The organism is Dietzia sp. Die43, from assembly GCF_024519835.1.
In the GTDB taxonomy this organism is placed as follows: domain Bacteria; phylum Actinomycetota; class Actinomycetes; order Mycobacteriales; family Mycobacteriaceae; genus Dietzia; species Dietzia kunjamensis.
On record NZ_JALJRF010000025.1, the window covers coordinates 1 to 18,529 of the forward strand.

Sequence of the window (18,529 nt, forward strand, 5' to 3'; positions counted from 1 at the left end):
GACGCGACATCCGTAGAGAACCGAATCTCCCACACCCCATGAATCAGGGGGGCTAAGCGGCTTGCGGCGATGGCTATCCTCGCCGCCAGCAGTGGCACGGACTTCGCCTTCCTGCGTGACCGACTCCACCTCTCGGATTCAGACTTGTCCAAACAGATGTCAGCGTTGCGAGCCGCCGGCTACGTCAAAGTCCGCAAGTCCGGACGTGGGCAAGGAAGCACAACCACCTACACGATCACGCGAACCGGCAGCGCTGCATATCGTCGACACCGTCAGGCGCTTGAGGCCCTGCTGCAGGGAGACCGCTGAGGCCGCGGCTCCTTCACCGCACCTCGCGGCCCCGCGCAGCGCTCCACAAACAATCGATTTCGACCATTCGGAGCAGGCTGTCAGCACCGCCAAGCGAAGCTGCGAAATCCCGCCAATCGAAGTTGAGAGTCACAACGAGTTTGGTGAACCCCTGACCGTCCCGCCCGGGTGTACCCCATCGGGACACTAGGGCTCAGTTAAGGGATCCGCCACATAACGCCAATAGCGACGTTCAGCGTCTACCCTCGCCAGCACGATGCCCGACCGCGAGGAGGCCGCGCCGTAGAGGTGATCTCGACAGACCACTGGGGCGGTGCACTGCCGCGATAGGTTGATCGCGATGGACAGAACCGTAGTAGTTGCCGAGGCCGGACTGAGCGAATGCGTCCGAGAAAAAGCCTGCGATCCGAACTTCGGCCAGGTGTTTGCCATGGTCGGCGCCGCGTGGCTGCTCGTCGCGGTGTGGCTTGGCGTCAGCTTCTACGCAACGGTCGACATTCTCACTTCCAAGGTCGGCCTCGTGCACACCGTGTTGTGGCTACTCGTCGTGTGGATTCTGCCGATACTCGGAGCGATCGCCTGGATCAGGTATGCCGCCGTCACTGCTCGCGGCACCCAGCGCCCTCCATCATGACTCCGGCACCCCCTCCGCCAACGTCGGCCCCAGAGCCAGGCTGGATCCTCACCCTCCGAGCTGGCTCTAGACTGCCGAAATAGCAGTAACCCCGGGGGTGTGTACCGATATTTCGCGGCATTGACCTACCCGGGGCTTTCACAGCGAACATAACAGCAAACATGCTCGCAAACAAGCACGACCGGACCCGCCCCACGACGGAGAGTGACACCACCCGATGCAGGACCCCGAGGATCTCGCACGCTGGTTCTCCGCGCCTAGAATCTCCAGCTACCGCCACCACCCCGATCCAGCGGCACTCTACGGGTGGAACGCCCAGCTCGCGGCGGCCTATTTTGAGGTGATCGGCCATGTCGAGGTGCTTCTACGCAACTTCATCAGCGACCGCCTAGCCGCAGAGAGCCCGCTCCCCCACTGGTACGACGACCAGCAGCGCTACCAGTTCACCAGCACAGCCCAGAAGAGCATCCGCAAAGCCCGCAGCAGGCTACGCGACCCGGAGACCACCGGCCGAGTCGTGGCAGAACTGAGCTTCGACTTCTGGCGCTTCCTTCTCGTCCGAAACCACGAGGTCACCATCTGGCGTGTCCTTCGCCGCCACGGAATGGCCCACTACCCGCAACCCCAGCCTCGTCAGCCCTTCGAAGACTGCGTCCAACGCATCTACAAGCTCCGTAATCGGATCGCCCACCACGAACCCCTGATCCATCCCAACCCGGCCATGGAGACCAGGCGCCTAGACCAATTGTCTGCAGACCTCGACACCCTAGCTCGCTGGATCGACCCAGACGCCGCCGACTGGATCGCCTCCGTATCCCGGGTCTCCCAGGTCCGGTCGCTGCGGCCATGAGCAGAAACCTCGGCTCTGCACCTGTCCCGAACGGCCCTCCAGAGCGGAACCCCCATAGTCTCGCTACCCCTGTGACCTCAATGAACCCTGCTTCCTAAACCCTGCTTGAGACCTTGTGGACGATGGCGGCCCACGATGTACCGCAAGGTGGGCCCCAACGAAGCTATCGAATCTGGGCGATGAGAGTGCAGGTGGAGGCGATTAACTCGTGCACACCTAGCGAGGGCCAGAGGTTCGGAGAACTACTTCTGCCAAATGCATCCATGTCGATGTCTAAGCTGTGACTCTCAACTTCGTTTGGCGGGATTTCGCAGCTTCGTTTGGCGGCTCAGGTGAAGCCGGTGGCGAGGGTGGAGCGGCGGAGTCAGTGTTCGTCGCCGAGGTGGCCGGAGAGTTTGTCCAGACGATCGAGGCTCGATCCGTCAAGGCCGATGATCTCGACGGTCTTGCCCTTGGCGGCGTACTTGTGGGTGATCGCGTCCAGGGTGGCCACGGTGGAGGCGTCCCAGATATCGGCCTCGGTCAGGTCGATGACCACGTGCTGGGGGTCGCCGGTGTAGTCGAACTGGTAGACCAGATCGTTGCTGGAGGCCCAGAACAGTTCACCGCGCACTCGGTAGGTGCGGATGTCGATGGTGCCGTCGTGATTGACGTCGAGTTCAGAGTCCTTCTCCAGGCTCGTCATGTGGGCCACGCGGCGGGCGAACATGACCATCGCGGTGAGCACGCCGAGGATGACGCCGATGGCCAGGTTGTGGGTGATCACAGTCGCGGCGACGGTGACCGCCATGACGATCGTCTCCGGGAGCGGCATCAGGCGCAGGGTGCGTGGGTGGATGGAGTGCCAGTCCATGGTGGCCACCGAGACCATGATCATCACCGCGACCAGGGCAGCCATGGGGATCAGGCCGACGATGTCGCCCAACGCTACGACGAGGATGAGTAGGAAGATCCCAGCCAGCAGGGTGGACAGGCGGGTGCGGGCGCCGGACTGCTTGACGTTGATCATGGTCTGGCCGATCATCGCGCAGCCGCCCATGCCGCCGAAGAAGGCGGTGACGATGTTGGCCACGCCCTGGCCCCATCCCTCACGGGTCTTGTCGGAGCGGACCTCGGTGATGTCATCGACGAGTTTGGCGGTCATCATCGACTCCATGAGCCCGACCAGCGCCATCGCCAGGGCGTAGGGGGCGATGATTTGCAGCGTCTCCAACGTCCACGGCACGTCGGGGATGAATAGCGACGGCAGCGAGGAGGGCAGCTCGCCCTGATCGCTGACGTTGGGCATGGTCCAGCCGAAGAGCACGACCACGGCGGTGATCGCCACGATCGCCACCAGCGGGGCTGGCACCGCGGCCGAAAGTTTGGGGAAGAACACCATGATGAGCACGCCAGCGGCGACCATCGGGTACACCAGCCACGGCACACCCAGCAGGTGCGGGATCTGCGCGGTGAAGATCAGGATGGCCAGGGCGTTGACGAACCCGACCATCACCGACCGGGGGATGAAGCGCATGAGCTTGCCCGCCCCGATCACGCTCAACACGACCTGGAAGATGCCGGCCAGCAGCACGGTGGCGATGAAGTAGTCCAACCCGTACTCGCGCGCCACGGGGGCGATGACCAGGGCGATTGCGCCGGTCGCTGCGGAGATCATCGCGGGCCGTCCGCCGGTGAAGGCGATCGTCACGGCCATGGTGAAGGAGGCGAACAGCCCGACCCTCGGGTCCACTCCGGCGAGGATCGAGAACGAGATCGCCTCGGGGATGAGCGCGAGCGCGACGACCAGACCGGCCAAGACCTCGGTGCGCAGTCGGCGGGGGGAAGAGAAGGCGTACTTGAACGACGCGAGGACGCCGACGGGTGCGAGATCGTCATCCGAGCTGGCCGGGGGCGGGGACGAGGCCCCGGATGCGTGGGTGGGAGCTGTCACGGGGGTTTTCCTAACCGTGGAGGGAACATGACACACTCTCCCGTAACGGGAGGTTTGAAACCTACCGTAACGTCAGGTTTGGGTAGCGTTGAATTTGGGACCGACACCGTGACCTATTTCACGAGGAGTGTGATGCGGGAAGAGTCCGCACGAATGGTCGGTGAGGTCGCTGACTTCACCGGCCTGTCGATCCGCACGCTGCGCCACTACGACGACATCGGCCTAGTGGTGCCCTCCGGCCACACCGCCGGCGGATTCCGGCTCTACACCGACGCCGACATCGACCGACTGCTCCTCGTCCGGCGAATGAAACCTTTGGGCTTCTCGCTGGAACGCATGAAGCAGTTCCTCGAAGCCACCGACATCCTTACGGCGGCCCAACGCTCAGAATCGCCGGGGCTCGATGACTGGCACGCAGCTCGAATGACCGTCGAAGAGATCCGCGCCGAAGCTGAAGCGCGCTACCTCGAACTGCAGACCCAACTCGAGTACAGCGCCGAGTTCTTGCAACTATTCCGCCAGAGGTTTGACTAAGCAGGCTGATCCATAAACGACCGTTTTTGCTACAAGTGAACTCGAGCTCGCCGGATTTGGATACGCCGAGGTGGGCGGAAGCCAATTCTGTAGCGGAACCCAGTCTCAAAATCTATGTTTCTGATCTGCCCAGCAGCGACGAGTATTGCTACATTTGTCGGTATGGGCCACGCTTTCGGGTACGCACGGGTGTCGACTGGCGATCAAGACGCCCGACTGCAGCACGATGCCCTCGCCGCTGCCGGCTGCTACAAGGTCTTCACCGACACCGCCTCCGGGACATTGGCCTCCCGCCCAGAGTTGGGAAAGCTCCTCGATCAACTGCGCCCGGGCGACACCCTCGTGGTCTGGCGACTGGACCGGCTGGGCCGATCGATTCGGCATCTGATCGATCAGCTGACCGAGTTGCAGGAACGCGGCATCGAGTTTCGCTCCCTGCAGGAAAACATCGACACCGGGTCCTCGGGCGGGCGGCTGGTGTTTCACATCTTCGCCTCGCTGGCGGAGTTCGAACGAGACCTCATCTCCGAACGCACCCACGCCGGCCTTGAAGCCGCCCGAGCCCGTGGCCGTAGAGGTGGGCGTCCGCCGTTGTTGTCCGGGGACAAACTGCGCACCGCCCGCAAGCTCTACGAGCAACAAGACATGACCGTCGCCCAAATCGGCGAGGTCCTGGGGGTCAGCCGCACCACCGTCTACCGAGCGCTGCAACGCGGGGCCGATAAGCCCCCGGCTCCGCGCCGACAGAAGTCGACGACGGCGTAGCAATGAGCGGGGGCAGTGAACCTCAAGGTTCGATCGGCGCCCCCGCTGGTGCGAAGACTGCCGCGGCCCGATGGCAGGTCCTACGCCAACACGTGGAGAGCGGGGTCCCGCTGACCCAGTTGGCCGCAGCCGAAAAGGGCGGGGAACGCACTTTGCAACGCTGGCTCGCCGCGTATAGAAAGGGCGGGATCGCCGCGCTGGCTCCGGCAACGCCACCCAAGCGTGGGCGGCGCACCCACCCAGACCTTGTGGCCTACATCGAAGGCCTGGCGCTGAGTACGCCTCGGCCGTCCACCGCGGCGATCTTCCGCAAGGCCGCCACGACCGCCACCCGCCGCGGATGGCCGATGGTCTCCGCGAGCACCGTGCGGTCCATCGTGACCGGTCTGGATCCCGGCATGGTGACCTTGGCTCACCAGGGCGCAGCGGCCTACCGGGACACCTACGAGTTGGTGTGGCGCCATCGAGCCGAGCGGGCCAATGCCACCTGGCAGGCCGACCACACCGAACTCGACATCCTCATCCTCGACGCCAACGGGCGGCCCGCCCGGCCGTGGTTGACCGTCATCCTCGACGACTACTCCCGGGCGGTGTGCGGCTACATGGTCTTCCTCGGTGCACCCTCGGCGATGAACACCGCGCTGGCGTTGCGGCACGCGATCTGGCCGAAGAACGATCCGAACTGGCCGATGTGCGGCCTGCCCGATGTGCTCTACGTCGATCACGGGACCGACTTCACCAGTCACCATCTCGCCCAGACCGCCAATGACCTGCATTTTCAGATCATCTACTCGACCATCGCCAGACCACAGGGCCGCGGCAAGATCGAGCGAATCTTCGGCACGATCAACACCGAACTCCTTGCCGAGCTGCCGGGCTATCTCACCCGCGGTCAGCGGCACCCCGAGCCGGTACTGACGCTGCCCGAACTCGACACCGCGATCGGCGAGTTCATCAGTGCCAAGTATCACCGCCGGACCCACCCGGAGACTGGCGACAGCCCCTACCGGACCTGGATCGGTGACGGGTGGCTTCCCCGCCTGCCCGAGACCATTGATGATCTCAACCTGCTGCTGTTGACCGTGGCCAAAACGCGCATCGTCCACCGCGACGGAGTGCGCTTCCAGGGCCTGCGGTACGTCTCGCCGCTGCTGGCCGCCTACGTCAAAGAGCAGGTCGTGATCCGGTACGACCCCCGCGACATTTCCGAAATCCATGTCTTCCACAAGAACCAGTACATCTGTAAGGCCGTGGACCCCGATCACGCATCGACCACCGTCAGTCTCAAAGACATTCAGCACGCGCGCGCAGTCCGCCGACGCGAGCTACGTGGCCAGATCGCCGAACGCATTGCCGTCGTCACAGGCCACCAAGGCCCCTCGTTTCCGGCCTCGCCGGCACCGACCTCACCAGCCCGGAGGAAGACGAAGCTTCGCACCTACCTGGAGGATGACTGATGTCTCCGCAACGGTTCATCGCCACCAAACAGCACCGTAGATTCGTCGAGTTCGCCGACGCCGTACGCCGCCAACGCACCATTGGCATCTGCTACGGCCAAGCCGGGATCGGTAAGACACTGTCCGCCAGACGGTATGCGAACTGGCACAAAGCCGAGCGGCTCCTCGAGGAATGGGGACCACGCGATGACTCCGATTTCCCGATCTATGCCGCCCTGGCCAGGAAACGGACAGTCTTCTACACCCCCACGGTCCTGAGCACTCCGCGTCAGGTCAGAGACGATCTCACCGGCCTGACAGTCCAGGTATCTGCGTGCATCGACGAGCATCTGATCAACACCGGAGAACTGCAGACGCGACCCAGGACTCTGGGAAGGCACGTCGAGCTGATCATCATCGACGAATCCGACCGCCTTAACGCCACCGCCCTGGAAATGGTGCGAGACCACTACGACCGCGACAACGTCGCCGTCATCCTCATCGGCATGCCCGGGATCGAGAAGAGATTCAGCCGCTACCCGCAGCTCTACAGCCGCGTCGGGTTCGCCCACGAGTACCGGCCACTGAGCAAAGACGAGCTGCGATTCGTGCTCGAACGTCGCTGGCCCAAATACGGCCACCCCCTCGATCCCGACGACTTCACCGACGCTCAAGCCCTCGCCGCGATCGCACGGATCACCCGCGGCAACTTCCGCCTCGTCGACAGACTGTTCACGCAGATGGAGCGCATCATGCAGATCAACGAGCTCAACACCATCACCGACGACGTCGTCGAAGCCGCCCGATCCACCCTCGTCATCGGCATCACCTGACACCGCCAAACGAACCTGCGAAATCCCGCCAAACGAAGGTGAAAGTCACAACTGGAGCGCAGCGCTAAAAGTCCGGTCCTTCGACTACGGCGCTTCGAAGATGGCCGGGAACTTCGACTTTCGAGCGATTGAGTCAATGATTGTCTTCGCCGTGTCAGCTATCCCGGTCGCAACGGATTACATCGAGGCGCCAAGAGGCGAGGCTTGTCGACGGCGGGTGAATACTGACCCCCGGGTGACGGGTGAATCTTGACCCCTCCCGACCCTGGGAGGGTGATTGCAGTGGAGCAGTGGGCCGAGATACGCCGGTTGCATAACAGCGAGGGTGTGCCGATCAAGGAGATCTCCAGGAGGCTGGGAATAGCGAGGAACACGGTGCGTTCGGCGTTGGCCTCATCCGAGCCGCCGAAGTACAAGCGAGCCCCGAAGGGATCGCTGGCCGATGCGTTCGAACCGGAGATCCGCAAGTTGCTGGCGGAGTATCCGACGATGCCGGCCACGGTGATCGCCGAGCGGATCGCCTGGCCGCACTCGATGACCGTGCTTAAGGACCGCGTGCGAGCGATCCGCCCCGAGTACCGCGGGATCGACCCGGCGGACCGCATCGAGCACAAGCCCGGTGATACGACGCAGTGCGATCTGTGGTTCCCCAAAACGCCGATCCCGCTGGGCGCAGGTCAGAGTGCCCAGATGCCGGTGTTGGTGATGACGCTGGCGTTCTCGAGGTACATCTCGGCGACGATGATCCCCTCCCGGATGGCCGGGGACATTTTGGCCGGGATGTGGCTGCTGCTGGGCCGGCTCGGCGCTGTGACGCACCGCCTGTGGTGGGACCGGGAATCGGCGATCGCCACCTCGGCGGGCAAGCCGACGGTCGATGCCGCCGCGTTCGCCGGCACGTTGTCGTCGAAGCTGGTCATCGCCCCGCCTCGAGACCCGGAGTTCAAGGGCATGGTCGAACGCCACAACGGCTACCTCGGCCAGTCGTTCATGGCCGGCCGGACGTTTACTGGCCCCGACGATTTCAATGACCAGCTCACCGAGTGGCTGGAAACAGCCAACTCGCGCACCGTGCGAGTGTTGGGAACTCGACCCGTCGACGCACTAGTCGAGGACCGGGCCCGGATGCTCGCCCTTCCGCCGGTCGCACCGGCAACGGGCCTGCGCACGACGGTGAGACTGGCGCGGGACTACTACGTCCGTATCGACTCGGTGGACTACTCGGTCGACCCCCGCGTGATCGGTCGCCTGGTCGAGGTAGTCGCCAGCCTGCATACGGTGACGGTGACCTGCGCGGGCACCCTGGTGGCTGAGCACCGCCGCAGCTGGTCCCGCCGCGGGACGGTCACCAACCCCGAGCATGTGGAGCTGGCCAAGCAACTGCGCGTGGAGTACTGGCAGCGGACCCGCGAGCAACCACCGATGAGTTCGTTCACCGATCCGGTGGTGCGCTCGCTGCGCGACTACGACGACCTCTACGACGTCGACTTCGCCGGGAACGCAGCATTGGATTCGGAGGTGTCGGCATGAGCGACGACGCCTCTTCCCAGATCGCCTACGCAGCCCGGGTGCTCAAGACCCCGACCATCTCGGGCGTGTTCGCCGACCTCGCCGATACCGCCCGTAGGCAGGGCTGGACCTACGAGGAGTACCTGGCCGCAGTCTTGGGCCGGCAGGTCGCCGACCGAGAGGCCTCCGGCATCCAGGTCCGCACGCGAGCCGCACACTTCCCGCAGGTCAAGACGCTCGAGGACTTCAACGTCGACCATCAGCCCACCTTGCGCAAAGACGTGCTCGCGCACTTAGCGACGAGCACTTACATCGGCAAGGCCGACAACGTAGTCCTGCTCGGGCCGCCCGGAGTGGGCAAGACCCACCTGGCGATCGCCCTCGGATACAAGGCGATTGCCGCCGGCTACGCCGTGCAGTTCGACACCGCCGTCGGCTGGCTCGCCAGGCTGCAGGCCGCGCACGCCGAGAACCGCCTCGAGGCCGAGCTGCGCAAGCTACGGCGCTACAAGCTGCTCATCATCGACGAGGTCGGCTACATCCCGTTCGACTCCGACGCCGCCAACCTGTTCTTCCAGCTCGTGGCTCACCGCTACGAGCAGGGCTCGATCCTGGTGACCTCGAACATGCCATTCGGCCGCTGGGGCGAGATCTTCGCCGACGACATCGTCGCCGCCGCGATGATCGACCGTCTCGTCCACCACGCCGAGGTACTCACCCTCGGCGGCCAGTCCTACCGGACCAAAGCACGACGAGACCTCATGACCGCACAGACCAACAACCAGAGGGGTCAGAATTCGCCCGTCACGTAGGGGTCAATTTTCACCCGCCGTTGACAAGGCTGATCACCCCGGCGATCCGTTCCAACGTGGTCTTGGTGATTCGAGATCGGCCGGCAACACGCGGGCCCATCCCAAGCGCTTGGAGTCCGTCCTCGGCTGTGTACGGCCAGGCGTGCATGACGCCATTACGCATGTCGATAGCGGGCTGACCGTAGGTGCGGTACCACTCCTCGAAAGCATCTGCTCGAGGATCGCCTTGGTCGCGCGCGGCTTTCACCACATTGTTCGCCAGCGTGCCCGTTGGCCAGGCATCCGCCTTCTTATCGCTCCCACCGAGCTGAAACGTCCATACGGAGCGAAGCGTCGAGTGAAATCGGATAGCCGCATAGGCGACCCACCCGAGCGGCTCAACGAGGTCTGGATCTACCGGATCTAGCTGCGATCGGTAGTGAACATCTTGGATGTCCTGATCAGACCAGGTATCTGGAATGCCGTCCTTATGTCCGGTGGCTTCTCTCACGTCACTGCTCCTTCAAGAGGAAACTCAGCTCACCGCCGCTGCAGCTGGCTGTCTACTTCGCCGAGAGGCGGGGCACCAACCGAGTCGATGCCCCGCCCAGTTCTCAGCGATCAGACACGCTGACGGATCGTGCCAGTCGGATCGGCGTCACCACGCCAACCCGGAACGAAACGTCCGGTAACCGCGGAACGGGTCACGGTCCGAGAGTTCCCGGTCCCACTTCCGACTCGCTCCGTGGTGGTCTTCCCCGGCCACCTCGCAGCAGAAGCGGGACCGACAAACCGGCCGGTGATGGCAGATCGATGAACGGTACGACGGGCCATGGTGGGCCCTCCAATCTGGATGACCACCCGAGTGGAGGGAGACCTCTCATGGGCCTCCTCTGACTCCGCTAACATCCAGACAACCATCCTCATGGAAACCGGGACGTAGCTCTCGGGCTGGCAGGGCGGGCTCGTTGGCGCGGGCCCGCCCTGGTCGCCTTCTTCATCCGGCGACACTCAGTTATAGGGCCCCGGGCCCTGGTCTCCCCTCAAGTCGACGGGAATTTTTTTCTCGAAGTTCTGCTGCCCGCCGTAGCACCTGGTCAGCTCGTTCTTGACTGACGCTGCTTCGGGCGGCTCTGGCGCCTCTGGTCCCGAAGGAAGATCGCTCCAGCTTCTTCGCGAAGTCGTTCATGCCGTCCCCTCCTGCGCCCGTTCGATCTGTTTTCGGGCCACGCTAAGCAAACCCTCGACCGTTTTCACGGTAGTGCCCAACTCCTGCGCGATCTCTGAGTTCGAGTACTGGTGACTCCTCATGACCAGCGCTATCTTGGCGTCGTCACGCTTCACTGGGCTGAGGTGCTCAGCAATCGAATCTGCCTGGATGACGTCCGCCTCGGCGTTGCCCAGTACCGAGTGAGTGAGCCGCCCCAGCTGTGCGTCGTCCAGAGCCGAGTCTGTGAGCAGATCGCGGCGCTGTCGCTTCCAGCGGCGGGCGACATCTGGGTACTGGAACTCACACTGCCCGATAAAGAAGGTCCTCAGGGCAGCACCCTTCTTCGGGTCCCACTTCCCTCTCGCCAGAACGTTGTTCCTGAATCCTTCAACCGCCGCGGCCACCGTGTCCATAGTGAGCTCTTCGACATCGCGCGCCGTTAGCTTGATTCCCTCCAGCTCGCTCAGGTTCCTGAGCTGCCACTTTTCTCGGCACTTCTGCTCCATCACACCATGACTGATCCAGGCGCCAATGACAGCGAACCCATACCTTGCGAGTGCGTCCTCGAAGAGCGCTTGCTCCGTGCCGACGAACTTCGCCGACCGCAGGTCCCGGTAGACCGAGACGTCGCCCGCTAAGCGATCAACCTGATCACCTAGATCGTCCCGGTTCCAACTCAGCCAGCTCTCTACGCCCGCGCGGTCTCCGATGCCAGACTGATCGTCCAGGTCGTCCATGATCCCCCTTCCGGGCTGGCGGAAGGAGGCGAACTCTGCCCCGGCAACATCCACGCTGTCTCCAGTGTGACCGACCGCCCCGACATGGTCCACGAACCTACTTTCCACAGGTGACCAGACGGACAAGATGCCAAGCGCTACGCGAGGTTTCGGATGCACTCCACTCGTCCCGCGATCGAGGTGCTGAAGTTTCGGGGTAATACTTCTGCGATGGACTCCTGGAGGATGCCCCTACCGTTCCTAGTGGTGACTAGGCAGGCGGCGTCATAGTGCTGCTCCTGAACAAGCCGCTCGAACAGGATCTGGCACCTCCGCGTGTACGAGCTGTTCTCGAATATCGGATCTATCGGGTAGATCGGCCTAGATGGAACCCTCCGACAGAACCAGTGCGGTTCATGGTGGCTGTAACCCAGTACGGCAACCCCAATCAGTGAAGCCCGCCCAGCGTCGGCCTCGCTATTGCTCTCCGTCAGACATGCGCTGGTCCACGAGGTCGAACAGGCCATCAAGGCTCGAGCTCAGCTCAACCAGAGCACCGATGGAGGCGATTGTCTGAAGTGTCTCCTGTGCCTGGGCGATTGTTACGACCCAGTGCTCCCGCGCCGCGAGCCATTCGGAAAGCACGCTGTACCCGCTGACCTTGTACTCCCACACTCCGCTAGGGATGCCAGTGATGGTTCGACCATTCGCGAACCGCAGAACTCCATCATGGAGCGAAGCGGGGCCGAGGGCTCCGTTCCCCGCGGCGTCCCACCTCAAACCCTCAGTAGGTACCTCACGCCTCCAGGCGGCTCGCACTAGCCGCCCGAGAGTGAGGGCCTCGCGGGCAATTTCCTCATCCTCAACGAGAGGCACCCGAGGAGAAACCGCTTCAAGTTCGGGCCAGTAACGCTTCGAGTACAGCGGGGCCGAAAGAAGCGCCAGCACATAGTCATATGTGTCTTCAGCCAGGTTGATGGAGTCTGGGAATGCCGACTCCGCCCACTCCAGGACACTGTCCTTAAACCCGCATCGGCGACCGTTGATCACCGTGCGTCCATTGTCAGGGCGACCGTCTCCGGGAAGCCACAGCGGGAACACCGCCATACCTCCAGCCTTGCCACGGAAACTGTGTTGCTCTGGGAGGAGGTCGGAGTGAATGACCAAGGGACCGGCTCCAAAGTCTCTAGGGAGCGAGATCAAGGTCGGCACGTCTACGTCTTCGTAGACGCGGTGCAAGTCCTCTCGGTACCAGTCAATCCAGGCAGGGTCGTCGTAGACGTGGCGGAAGTCGAGCGGACGGTAGAGCGCTTTTCTAACCTTCTTCGGGTCTAGTGATTCCTTTGTCGGAACCTTCTTGCTAGAAGACCTAGCTGTTGCGGCAGTCGACCAAGCAGCACGGCGTTGCGCCTCTGAGAGCTGGCTCCAACGACCTAGCGCTCCCGATCGCACAGGTAGAGCAGATGGCCGTGTTCGCGTTTCCGCGTACACCTCGTCTGCATCTACGCCCCATGGTGAGTACTCCTTTGTGTCCCGAGCTGACTGAATTCCCGTGTAGGGCTCGAACGAAAAGAGGTCCGGAAGAGATGGGGCTTCCGCTAGCCGAGCTGACCAGTTCACCGGAAGGAAGTAGTTGTCCCCCGCAACCTCAACGAAATGGGAGGCGTCAAATGGTTCGGCCAGCTGGTCGAGCTTCGTGGCCTTGTTCCCCGTAATTCGCTGATACCTCACGGCTGGAGTGCCCACGAACTCTCGGTCAAAGACCAGCCAGACTATCGCCGCGCCGGTCTGAATGGCGAAGACGTTGGAATCCCCGCCAGCGAAGGACTTGGCGCCGGCTCCCCCACGCGCATCTCCACCTAGGTCACACACCCAGACCTCTTTGACCCCACGCCGGACGAGCGTGCGAAGGCCCACCAGACTAGGGCCGACTATCCAGGTTCGGTTCGTGACGAAGGCTACGATCCCATGATTCTTCGCGGCGTCAATGATCGGCGATTGCACGGTCTCCCGCCGGTCATCTGGGCTCCGCAGGACCCACAGCGCCCACGCCCAAAATGCAACATAGAGGTCTCTTGCCGATTTTACGTCGGCCCGCTTGTCTACTGGGGTCGCATCGACCACCTGCTGCATCAAGGCCTCGGCAAAGACATCCCAGCCGCCTTCCGACTTCTTCACCCTTTCCCACGGCGGGTTTCCGAGCACAACGAGAATTTCCTCGCCGGTCTTGACCCAGTCAGCCCGTTCACGTTCGGCCAGGATCTCATCGCCCGCCGGGCCAAATCCTGACAGCGGGAGCTCACCTGATTCAGGTGTAGCAAGAGTGTCAGCCAGGTAGATCGGGAGTCGAGTTGTTGGGGAAGCCCCGTGCGCGGAAAGCAGGGCTTCGAGTCGTTGATGAGCAATCGTGTAAGGCCCCGGAAACAGCTCAAACGCCGACGTCCGTTCGGTCAGGACCTCTTTGACTACTTGATCGGTCGGAAGTCCAGCCTTTTCCGCTTCGAGGGCCACCTCGTTGGCCAGTCCCAACAAAAATGTCCCAGTGCCCGTAGCCGGATCCAAGAAGCGAGCAGAGTCGTCCAAGATCCCTGCGGGTTTCCCTAGAGAGCTACGTAGAAGCTCATCGGTTCCGGAGACGATCTGCTGTACAACTTCGACAGGCGTGTAGTAAACCCCGTTCGCCTCACGAGCTGCCTGGTCATACTTTCGAAAAAAGGGCTCGTACGCATGGACAATCGGGTCGGGAAGATACTTCCGCCTACGGGTCGATTTCCCACCGGTCTTGAACAAATCCAACGGAATGAGGTTTACCGTTCGACATAGCTCTTCCAGCAGCGGCTCGAGAGTAGGTATGCGAGATTGTGGAGACCACAAAATGGCAAGGCACTGGGAAAGCAAGGGATGAAGTCCGACCTTCAGTCCAACCTGATGCTGCAAGCTGATCGTCGCACCAGATTCAAGGCGCCAGAGCAATGCCCCAAACGCTGCAATCTGCACGTAGGAATCAACAAACTTTTCCCAGGTGAACGGCTGACCATTCCGGTACAGAAGGGCTTGAAAGTCTGAACGAAGCTGGTTCAGATGCGCGCCGGCGCCTGTCGCCCCCACCTCGATGAGTGCCATCTTCAACGCTTTAGCCCGTGAGGCGAGCGCGCTGACTGCCTTGTCAGTCGTTTCATAGAAGCCCAGCTGGAAGGTCAAGAACAGCGTCAGGAGACTTCGCAGCTCGTCGATTCTCCCTGAATCGATCATCGGGATTGTGTCGGCAGTGAACAGCTGCGGGTCGAACGTGACCGTCTTGACCCTCTTAGAGTCTTGGTAAAGCTCCCACTGCCAACCGTTCGTCAAGATGATGTTGTGCAGACCGGACACGAACAAATCTCGCTGGCGCTTATCGTGTCCCTTCAGAGAACGAAGGTCCTTACCCACTACTGCTTTGAACTCAACCCAGCCAAGAAGTCCTCCAGGCGCATCAACTCGAAAATCGGGAACTCCGAATTGTGTGCTTGTTTGCTGAGAAAGATGAAGAGCATGAGTACTTCCCTCGACAAATGCTTCCGTGAGGAAGTTGTCTAGCTTACCGGTGACGCTGAGCTCGGAAGACGCTCCAGAAACCCCGAGCGTTGTACGGCATTCGGCGACAAACTGATCAAACAGATCTGCCAAGTCTCCCAGCGACACTTCGACTCCTTCTGGCGCAAGCGCCACCACACACTGTGGAAGCTTCCTCACACGCAACAGTGCCATCTGCAAGCTCATTAGCAGCATCGGCCGTACCGGTCGGGCTTCGAATCCGAAGTCCCCTCAGCCGAGTGCTCCGCCAGGTCCAGGTGGCGCCGATAAGACGCGATCTGACAACCTGCCCTCCGGCGCACTCCCCCACGGCGTCGTCAGGTCACTACCCAGACGCGGCCCCGATGCCACAACCCACCGACAGTTTCACTGGGGCTCACGCGACGCCCGAAGGTCGCGATCGCTTCAACAGCGGCTACCTCAGACGGTTTATACCTCTATTGGTATTTGCCGACAGAGGTATAAACCTCCTCCAGTGTCAGTCTGGCAGCGCGCTGCGAATAGCCGCCTCGATAAATTCAGACACAGTCTCCCCTTGTTGGATGGCCGCAATTTTCGCCCTCCGGTACACCTCAACATCAAGCGCTAGCGATGTTTTTGTGCGACGAGGGTTGGTCGTCTTTGCTACTTCAGAAGCCGAGAACGTCTCCGATACCGGGCGGATGGGGGCTGCCGCCCGTGGGCGCAGACTGCGACTCACCGGTTCCGATTTGCCACTCACCTAGTCACCTCAACAATCTCTTCCATCAGATCTCGATAACCAAAGAAGCTCGTGGGACATGTGCCAAATGACTGACGTATAGCCTGACGTTTGCCAATCACGTTCTCGAACACGAAAACCCCTTCCGATTCAAGGGCCTCCTTTGTCAGCTCGAGTAGCTTGGTGCCGAGCTCAACGCTTGTGAGAAGAACGCCAGCTGGCTTGTGCGCAGCAGCCTCCAACGTTGGCCAGACGCGCTGGAGGTCCAACCCAGACGGCGCAGTCGGAACCACGACAACATCAGCCGCGTCGATCGCTGCCTGGATGATGTCGGCTGCGCCGGGAGGTGTGTCGATCACTGTGAGATCACTACTCGATGCGCGCGAAAGCGTGATCTTGTTCGCGGGCGAGACCTGGAACGGCAGAGGCACGCCCCCCTCGGCCGCGAGCTCTGCCCAGCTAGTTGCCGAACCCTGAGGATCTGCGTCTAGCAACTCAGTCGACTTCCCCTGCTCGCTCGCCACCGTCGCTAGGTAGATGGCGGTAGTCGTCTTGCCGACGCCGCCCTTGGTGTTCACTACCGCAATCTTCAAAACCCACTACACCTCGATCTGTAAATACCGCCATACCGCTGTACGGATTGTGGTCTACACCTTGGTACCAACCGCCGAGCGTAGGAGCTTGTTAGACACACCGTCCGCCCCTAAATACCGCCGAACCGACATTGGTGTTGTGGTGTATACCGCTACTGGTTTATACCGCGCCCTGGCCGATCTGCACTGGAAGCCGACGGGGCCATAGACGGCGCCAGAAACTCCACCTCACTTAGGCGTGTCGATAGGATTTGTGGCGCCAAGTGTGGAAGTTTTCCTCCCATGGCGACGAAGCAGCGGGGCCCTGGGCGACCGTCCTTCGGCGAGCGCATGCGGGTGCCCGTCCGTATGGCTCCCGAGGTGTACGAGGCACTTCGAGTGGAAGCCAGGTCTAGAGGCATCTCTATGTCTCAGTACTTGGCCGACCTCGCCGCAATCGACCTCGGTCTGCCCGAGGCTGTACTTCTACCTGTAGATGAGGAGGCAATTTCAGCGTGAAGCGGCGGTCGGGTCATGCCCGACCAATAGTTGAACATCCCGCAGCCCTGAAATGACTGATCCCGGCCCACCTGCCAGTGAACCGGGATCGAAAGTCAAGAGTTCGAGTTACCGCTCAAACTCGGGGTTGCCCACCAATTAGGAGAGCTGTGCTTCCAGGCACCTCTCAGAGTAAGTCATACCCATCGGTTGGTCCAGTCGATCCGTTGGGCGTGTCTTGCCCTGACCGCAACGTCCTCAAATCCCGAGATTCCACCTGGTGGTGGGACTCGGTGGTGTGCGCGTGGAGTCCGCGCCCGTATGTGCGTGTTGACTCGCGCAAGACGCACTCGTTCGCCGCCACGCGACGCCTTGCTGATGGCGCGCCGGGGGAGGGGACGCCGTTTGCGCTGCACTTGACTGATGAATCGGGCAGGTTTCGTCTGCTTGCCCTGGATTTTGACGCCCACCATGCCAGCTCGACAGCAACCGCTGATCTGGCCAGCTGTACGACCGCTCTCACCGCAGCAAATATCGAGCACCTGGTGTGCTCGTCCGGGCCTAGTGGGGGATACCACGTGTGGATCCGGCTTAGTACCGCCGTGTCCCCGAACCGTCTGGCACCGATCGTCGAGGCCTTCGCCGCGGCGTGGCCCTCGCTTGACCTGGGCCCGCTGACTAACCCGCGCACCGGTTGTGTCCGCGCCCCGGGCGCACCCCACCGCGCCGGCGGCGCATCGGTGCCTTTGACAAGCCCGCATATCCGCCCGGTGTCACTGTCAGCCTTGCGCACAGCAGTCACGCAGCTGACACTGACCCGTCCCGACCACGCCGGTTCAGCCGCAATCGCCCCAGCAGACGTAGGCGCCGCACCGATCCCGGTCCACACCGATGTGCAGGGCCACCCGTATCTTGCCGGGCCCAGACGCCCTATATCCGCACAGATCCGAGCTCTAGCCCGCACTAGGGTCGCTGCTCAGTCGGACGCGTCGGCAATCGGGTGGTCGATCTTGTTGGCCTGCGCCCACGCCAGGATGCGCTACGACGACCTGCACCAGGCGGCGTTTACCGACTGCTGGCCAGGCCTGGAGACTATCCGCACACAGCGCACAAGCGCGGGGGAGCGCACGCCCAGGTTCGACCCGCACGCCGAGTTGGTCCGCCAGTGGGCCAGAGCGGTCACCGCAGCCAGCTTTACCCCCCGCAGCACCACCGCGCCCTCACCGGCCCGCCGGGCAGCCGAAGCGATCGTCGCTGAGCTGTTGCCCCGGATGAGCGCCCAGCCCCACAGATGGGCCGGTAAGACCGGGGCCCAGGATCGGCTGCTTCTCCTGGGCTTGGCTGCCAGGACCCTGGCAGCAGCCGCAGACAACGTGCAGCTGTCCGAGCGCGACTGGGCCATCGCCGTCGGCCTGACGCGAGACGTCGTAACCAGCCGTCTGAAGGTGTTGGTCCAGCAGGGCTGGATTGCGCGAGTCCAAAGATCAGCAGGCCCCTGGGCAGCAGTCTGGCGGGTCGGAAGACCCGGGGGCGGGAAACAAAGAAGTGGTGCAGTATTTTCTGCGGAGCTAGAGCAGAGGCTGCAGGGGGAGCTGGAGCGTGCTCGCGCTGATATCTGGCACGCTCGCTCGCTGGGAGTTCTCGGGTTGCGGGTATGGGAGTTGCT

Annotated in this window: 14 protein-coding genes; 9 read left to right on the forward strand and 5 right to left on the reverse strand. The window is 62.4% G+C overall.

Annotated features, from left to right (window positions below):
- Positions 1–69: 69 nt before the first annotated feature.
- From NR111_RS17205 to NR111_RS17215, 3 genes are all read left to right on the forward strand, one after another.
- On the forward strand, positions 70–309 hold the full coding sequence (locus NR111_RS17205; RefSeq protein WP_082924041.1) for a transcriptional regulator: 240 nt from the start codon (positions 70–72) through the stop codon (positions 307–309).
- A 340-nt stretch (positions 310–649) separates the two neighbouring features.
- Complete coding sequence (locus NR111_RS17210) at positions 650–943, forward strand: PLD nuclease N-terminal domain-containing protein (protein ID WP_156523626.1); 294 nt, start codon at positions 650–652, stop codon at positions 941–943.
- 217 nt (positions 944–1,160) lie between these two features.
- On the forward strand, positions 1,161–1,793 hold the full coding sequence (locus tag NR111_RS17215) for an Abi family protein (protein WP_067718710.1): 633 nt from the start codon (positions 1,161–1,163) through the stop codon (positions 1,791–1,793).
- Positions 1,794–2,157: 364 nt separating this feature from the next.
- Here the strand turns inward: NR111_RS17215 and NR111_RS17220 are convergent, their stop codons facing one another.
- Positions 2,158–3,726: a SulP family inorganic anion transporter gene (locus tag NR111_RS17220; protein WP_067718707.1), complete on the reverse strand. Its 1,569-nt coding sequence runs from the start codon at positions 3,724–3,726 to the stop codon at positions 2,158–2,160.
- A gap of 132 nt (positions 3,727–3,858) precedes the next feature.
- Here NR111_RS17220 and NR111_RS17225 point away from each other — a divergent pair, with 132 nt between their 5' ends.
- The 6 genes from NR111_RS17225 to istB all read left to right on the forward strand — a co-directional run bounded on the left by NR111_RS17225 (position 3,859) and on the right by istB (position 9,615).
- On the forward strand, positions 3,859–4,260 hold the full coding sequence (locus tag NR111_RS17225) for a MerR family transcriptional regulator (RefSeq protein WP_006898346.1): 402 nt from the start codon (positions 3,859–3,861) through the stop codon (positions 4,258–4,260).
- A 162-nt stretch (positions 4,261–4,422) separates the two neighbouring features.
- Positions 4,423–5,025: a recombinase family protein gene (locus NR111_RS17230; protein WP_063972675.1), complete on the forward strand. Its 603-nt coding sequence runs from the start codon at positions 4,423–4,425 to the stop codon at positions 5,023–5,025.
- 32 nt (positions 5,026–5,057) lie between these two features.
- Positions 5,058–6,482 (forward strand): Mu transposase C-terminal domain-containing protein, encoded by a 1,425-nt coding sequence (locus NR111_RS17235; protein WP_206475264.1) that lies wholly within the window; start codon positions 5,058–5,060, stop codon positions 6,480–6,482.
- Positions 6,482–7,294 carry an AAA family ATPase gene (locus tag NR111_RS17240; protein WP_063972677.1) on the forward strand — a complete coding sequence of 271 codons (813 nt, stop codon included), beginning with the start codon at positions 6,482–6,484 and terminating at the stop codon, positions 7,292–7,294. Before NR111_RS17235 ends, NR111_RS17240 begins: the two co-directional genes overlap by 1 nt.
- 273 nt (positions 7,295–7,567) lie before the next feature.
- Entirely contained in the window at positions 7,568–8,824 is a 1,257-nt protein-coding gene (gene istA, locus NR111_RS17245; protein WP_156523599.1) for an IS21 family transposase, read from the forward strand.
- A complete protein-coding gene (gene istB, locus NR111_RS17250; RefSeq protein ID WP_067717503.1) occupies positions 8,821–9,615 on the forward strand; it encodes an IS21-like element helper ATPase IstB in 795 nt (264 codons plus the stop codon). Before istA ends, istB begins: the two co-directional genes overlap by 4 nt.
- Before the next feature lie 10 nt (positions 9,616–9,625).
- On the opposite strand, the gene NR111_RS17255 is transcribed toward istB, so the two are convergent.
- From NR111_RS17255 to NR111_RS17270, 4 genes are all read right to left on the reverse strand, one after another.
- Complete coding sequence (locus NR111_RS17255) at positions 9,626–10,105, reverse strand: hypothetical protein (RefSeq protein WP_156523598.1); 480 nt, start codon at positions 10,103–10,105, stop codon at positions 9,626–9,628.
- Between the two features lie 674 nt (positions 10,106–10,779).
- Complete coding sequence (locus tag NR111_RS17260; protein WP_156523597.1) at positions 10,780–11,634, reverse strand: hypothetical protein; 855 nt, start codon at positions 11,632–11,634, stop codon at positions 10,780–10,782.
- 363 nt (positions 11,635–11,997) lie between these two features.
- A complete protein-coding gene (locus tag NR111_RS17265; protein ID WP_172812158.1) occupies positions 11,998–15,267 on the reverse strand; it encodes a type ISP restriction/modification enzyme in 3,270 nt (1,089 codons plus the stop codon).
- A gap of 543 nt (positions 15,268–15,810) precedes the next feature.
- The gene (locus NR111_RS17270; RefSeq protein WP_253702111.1) at positions 15,811–16,371 is read right to left on the reverse strand and encodes a ParA family protein; all 561 of its coding nucleotides are present in this window, start codon (positions 16,369–16,371) and stop codon (positions 15,811–15,813) included.
- Positions 16,372–18,529: the final 2,158 nt, after the last annotated feature.

Excerpts from the sequence above, each read along its gene's own strand:
- NR111_RS17205 (WP_082924041.1), top strand. The coding sequence starts at position 70 with ATGGCTATCCTCGCCGCCAGCAGTGGCACGGACTTCGCCTTCCTGCGT.
- NR111_RS17210 (WP_156523626.1), top strand. The coding sequence starts at position 650 with ATGGACAGAACCGTAGTAGTTGCCGAGGCCGGACTGAGCGAATGCGTC.
- NR111_RS17215 (WP_067718710.1), top strand. The coding sequence starts at position 1,161 with ATGCAGGACCCCGAGGATCTCGCACGCTGGTTCTCCGCGCCTAGAATC.
- NR111_RS17225 (WP_006898346.1), top strand. The coding sequence starts at position 3,859 with ATGCGGGAAGAGTCCGCACGAATGGTCGGTGAGGTCGCTGACTTCACC.
- NR111_RS17230 (WP_063972675.1), top strand. The coding sequence starts at position 4,423 with ATGGGCCACGCTTTCGGGTACGCACGGGTGTCGACTGGCGATCAAGAC.
- NR111_RS17240 (WP_063972677.1), top strand. The coding sequence starts at position 6,482 with ATGTCTCCGCAACGGTTCATCGCCACCAAACAGCACCGTAGATTCGTC.
- istB (WP_067717503.1), top strand. The coding sequence starts at position 8,821 with ATGAGCGACGACGCCTCTTCCCAGATCGCCTACGCAGCCCGGGTGCTC.
- NR111_RS17265 (WP_172812158.1), bottom strand. The coding sequence starts at position 15,267 with ATGGCACTGTTGCGTGTGAGGAAGCTTCCACAGTGTGTGGTGGCGCTT.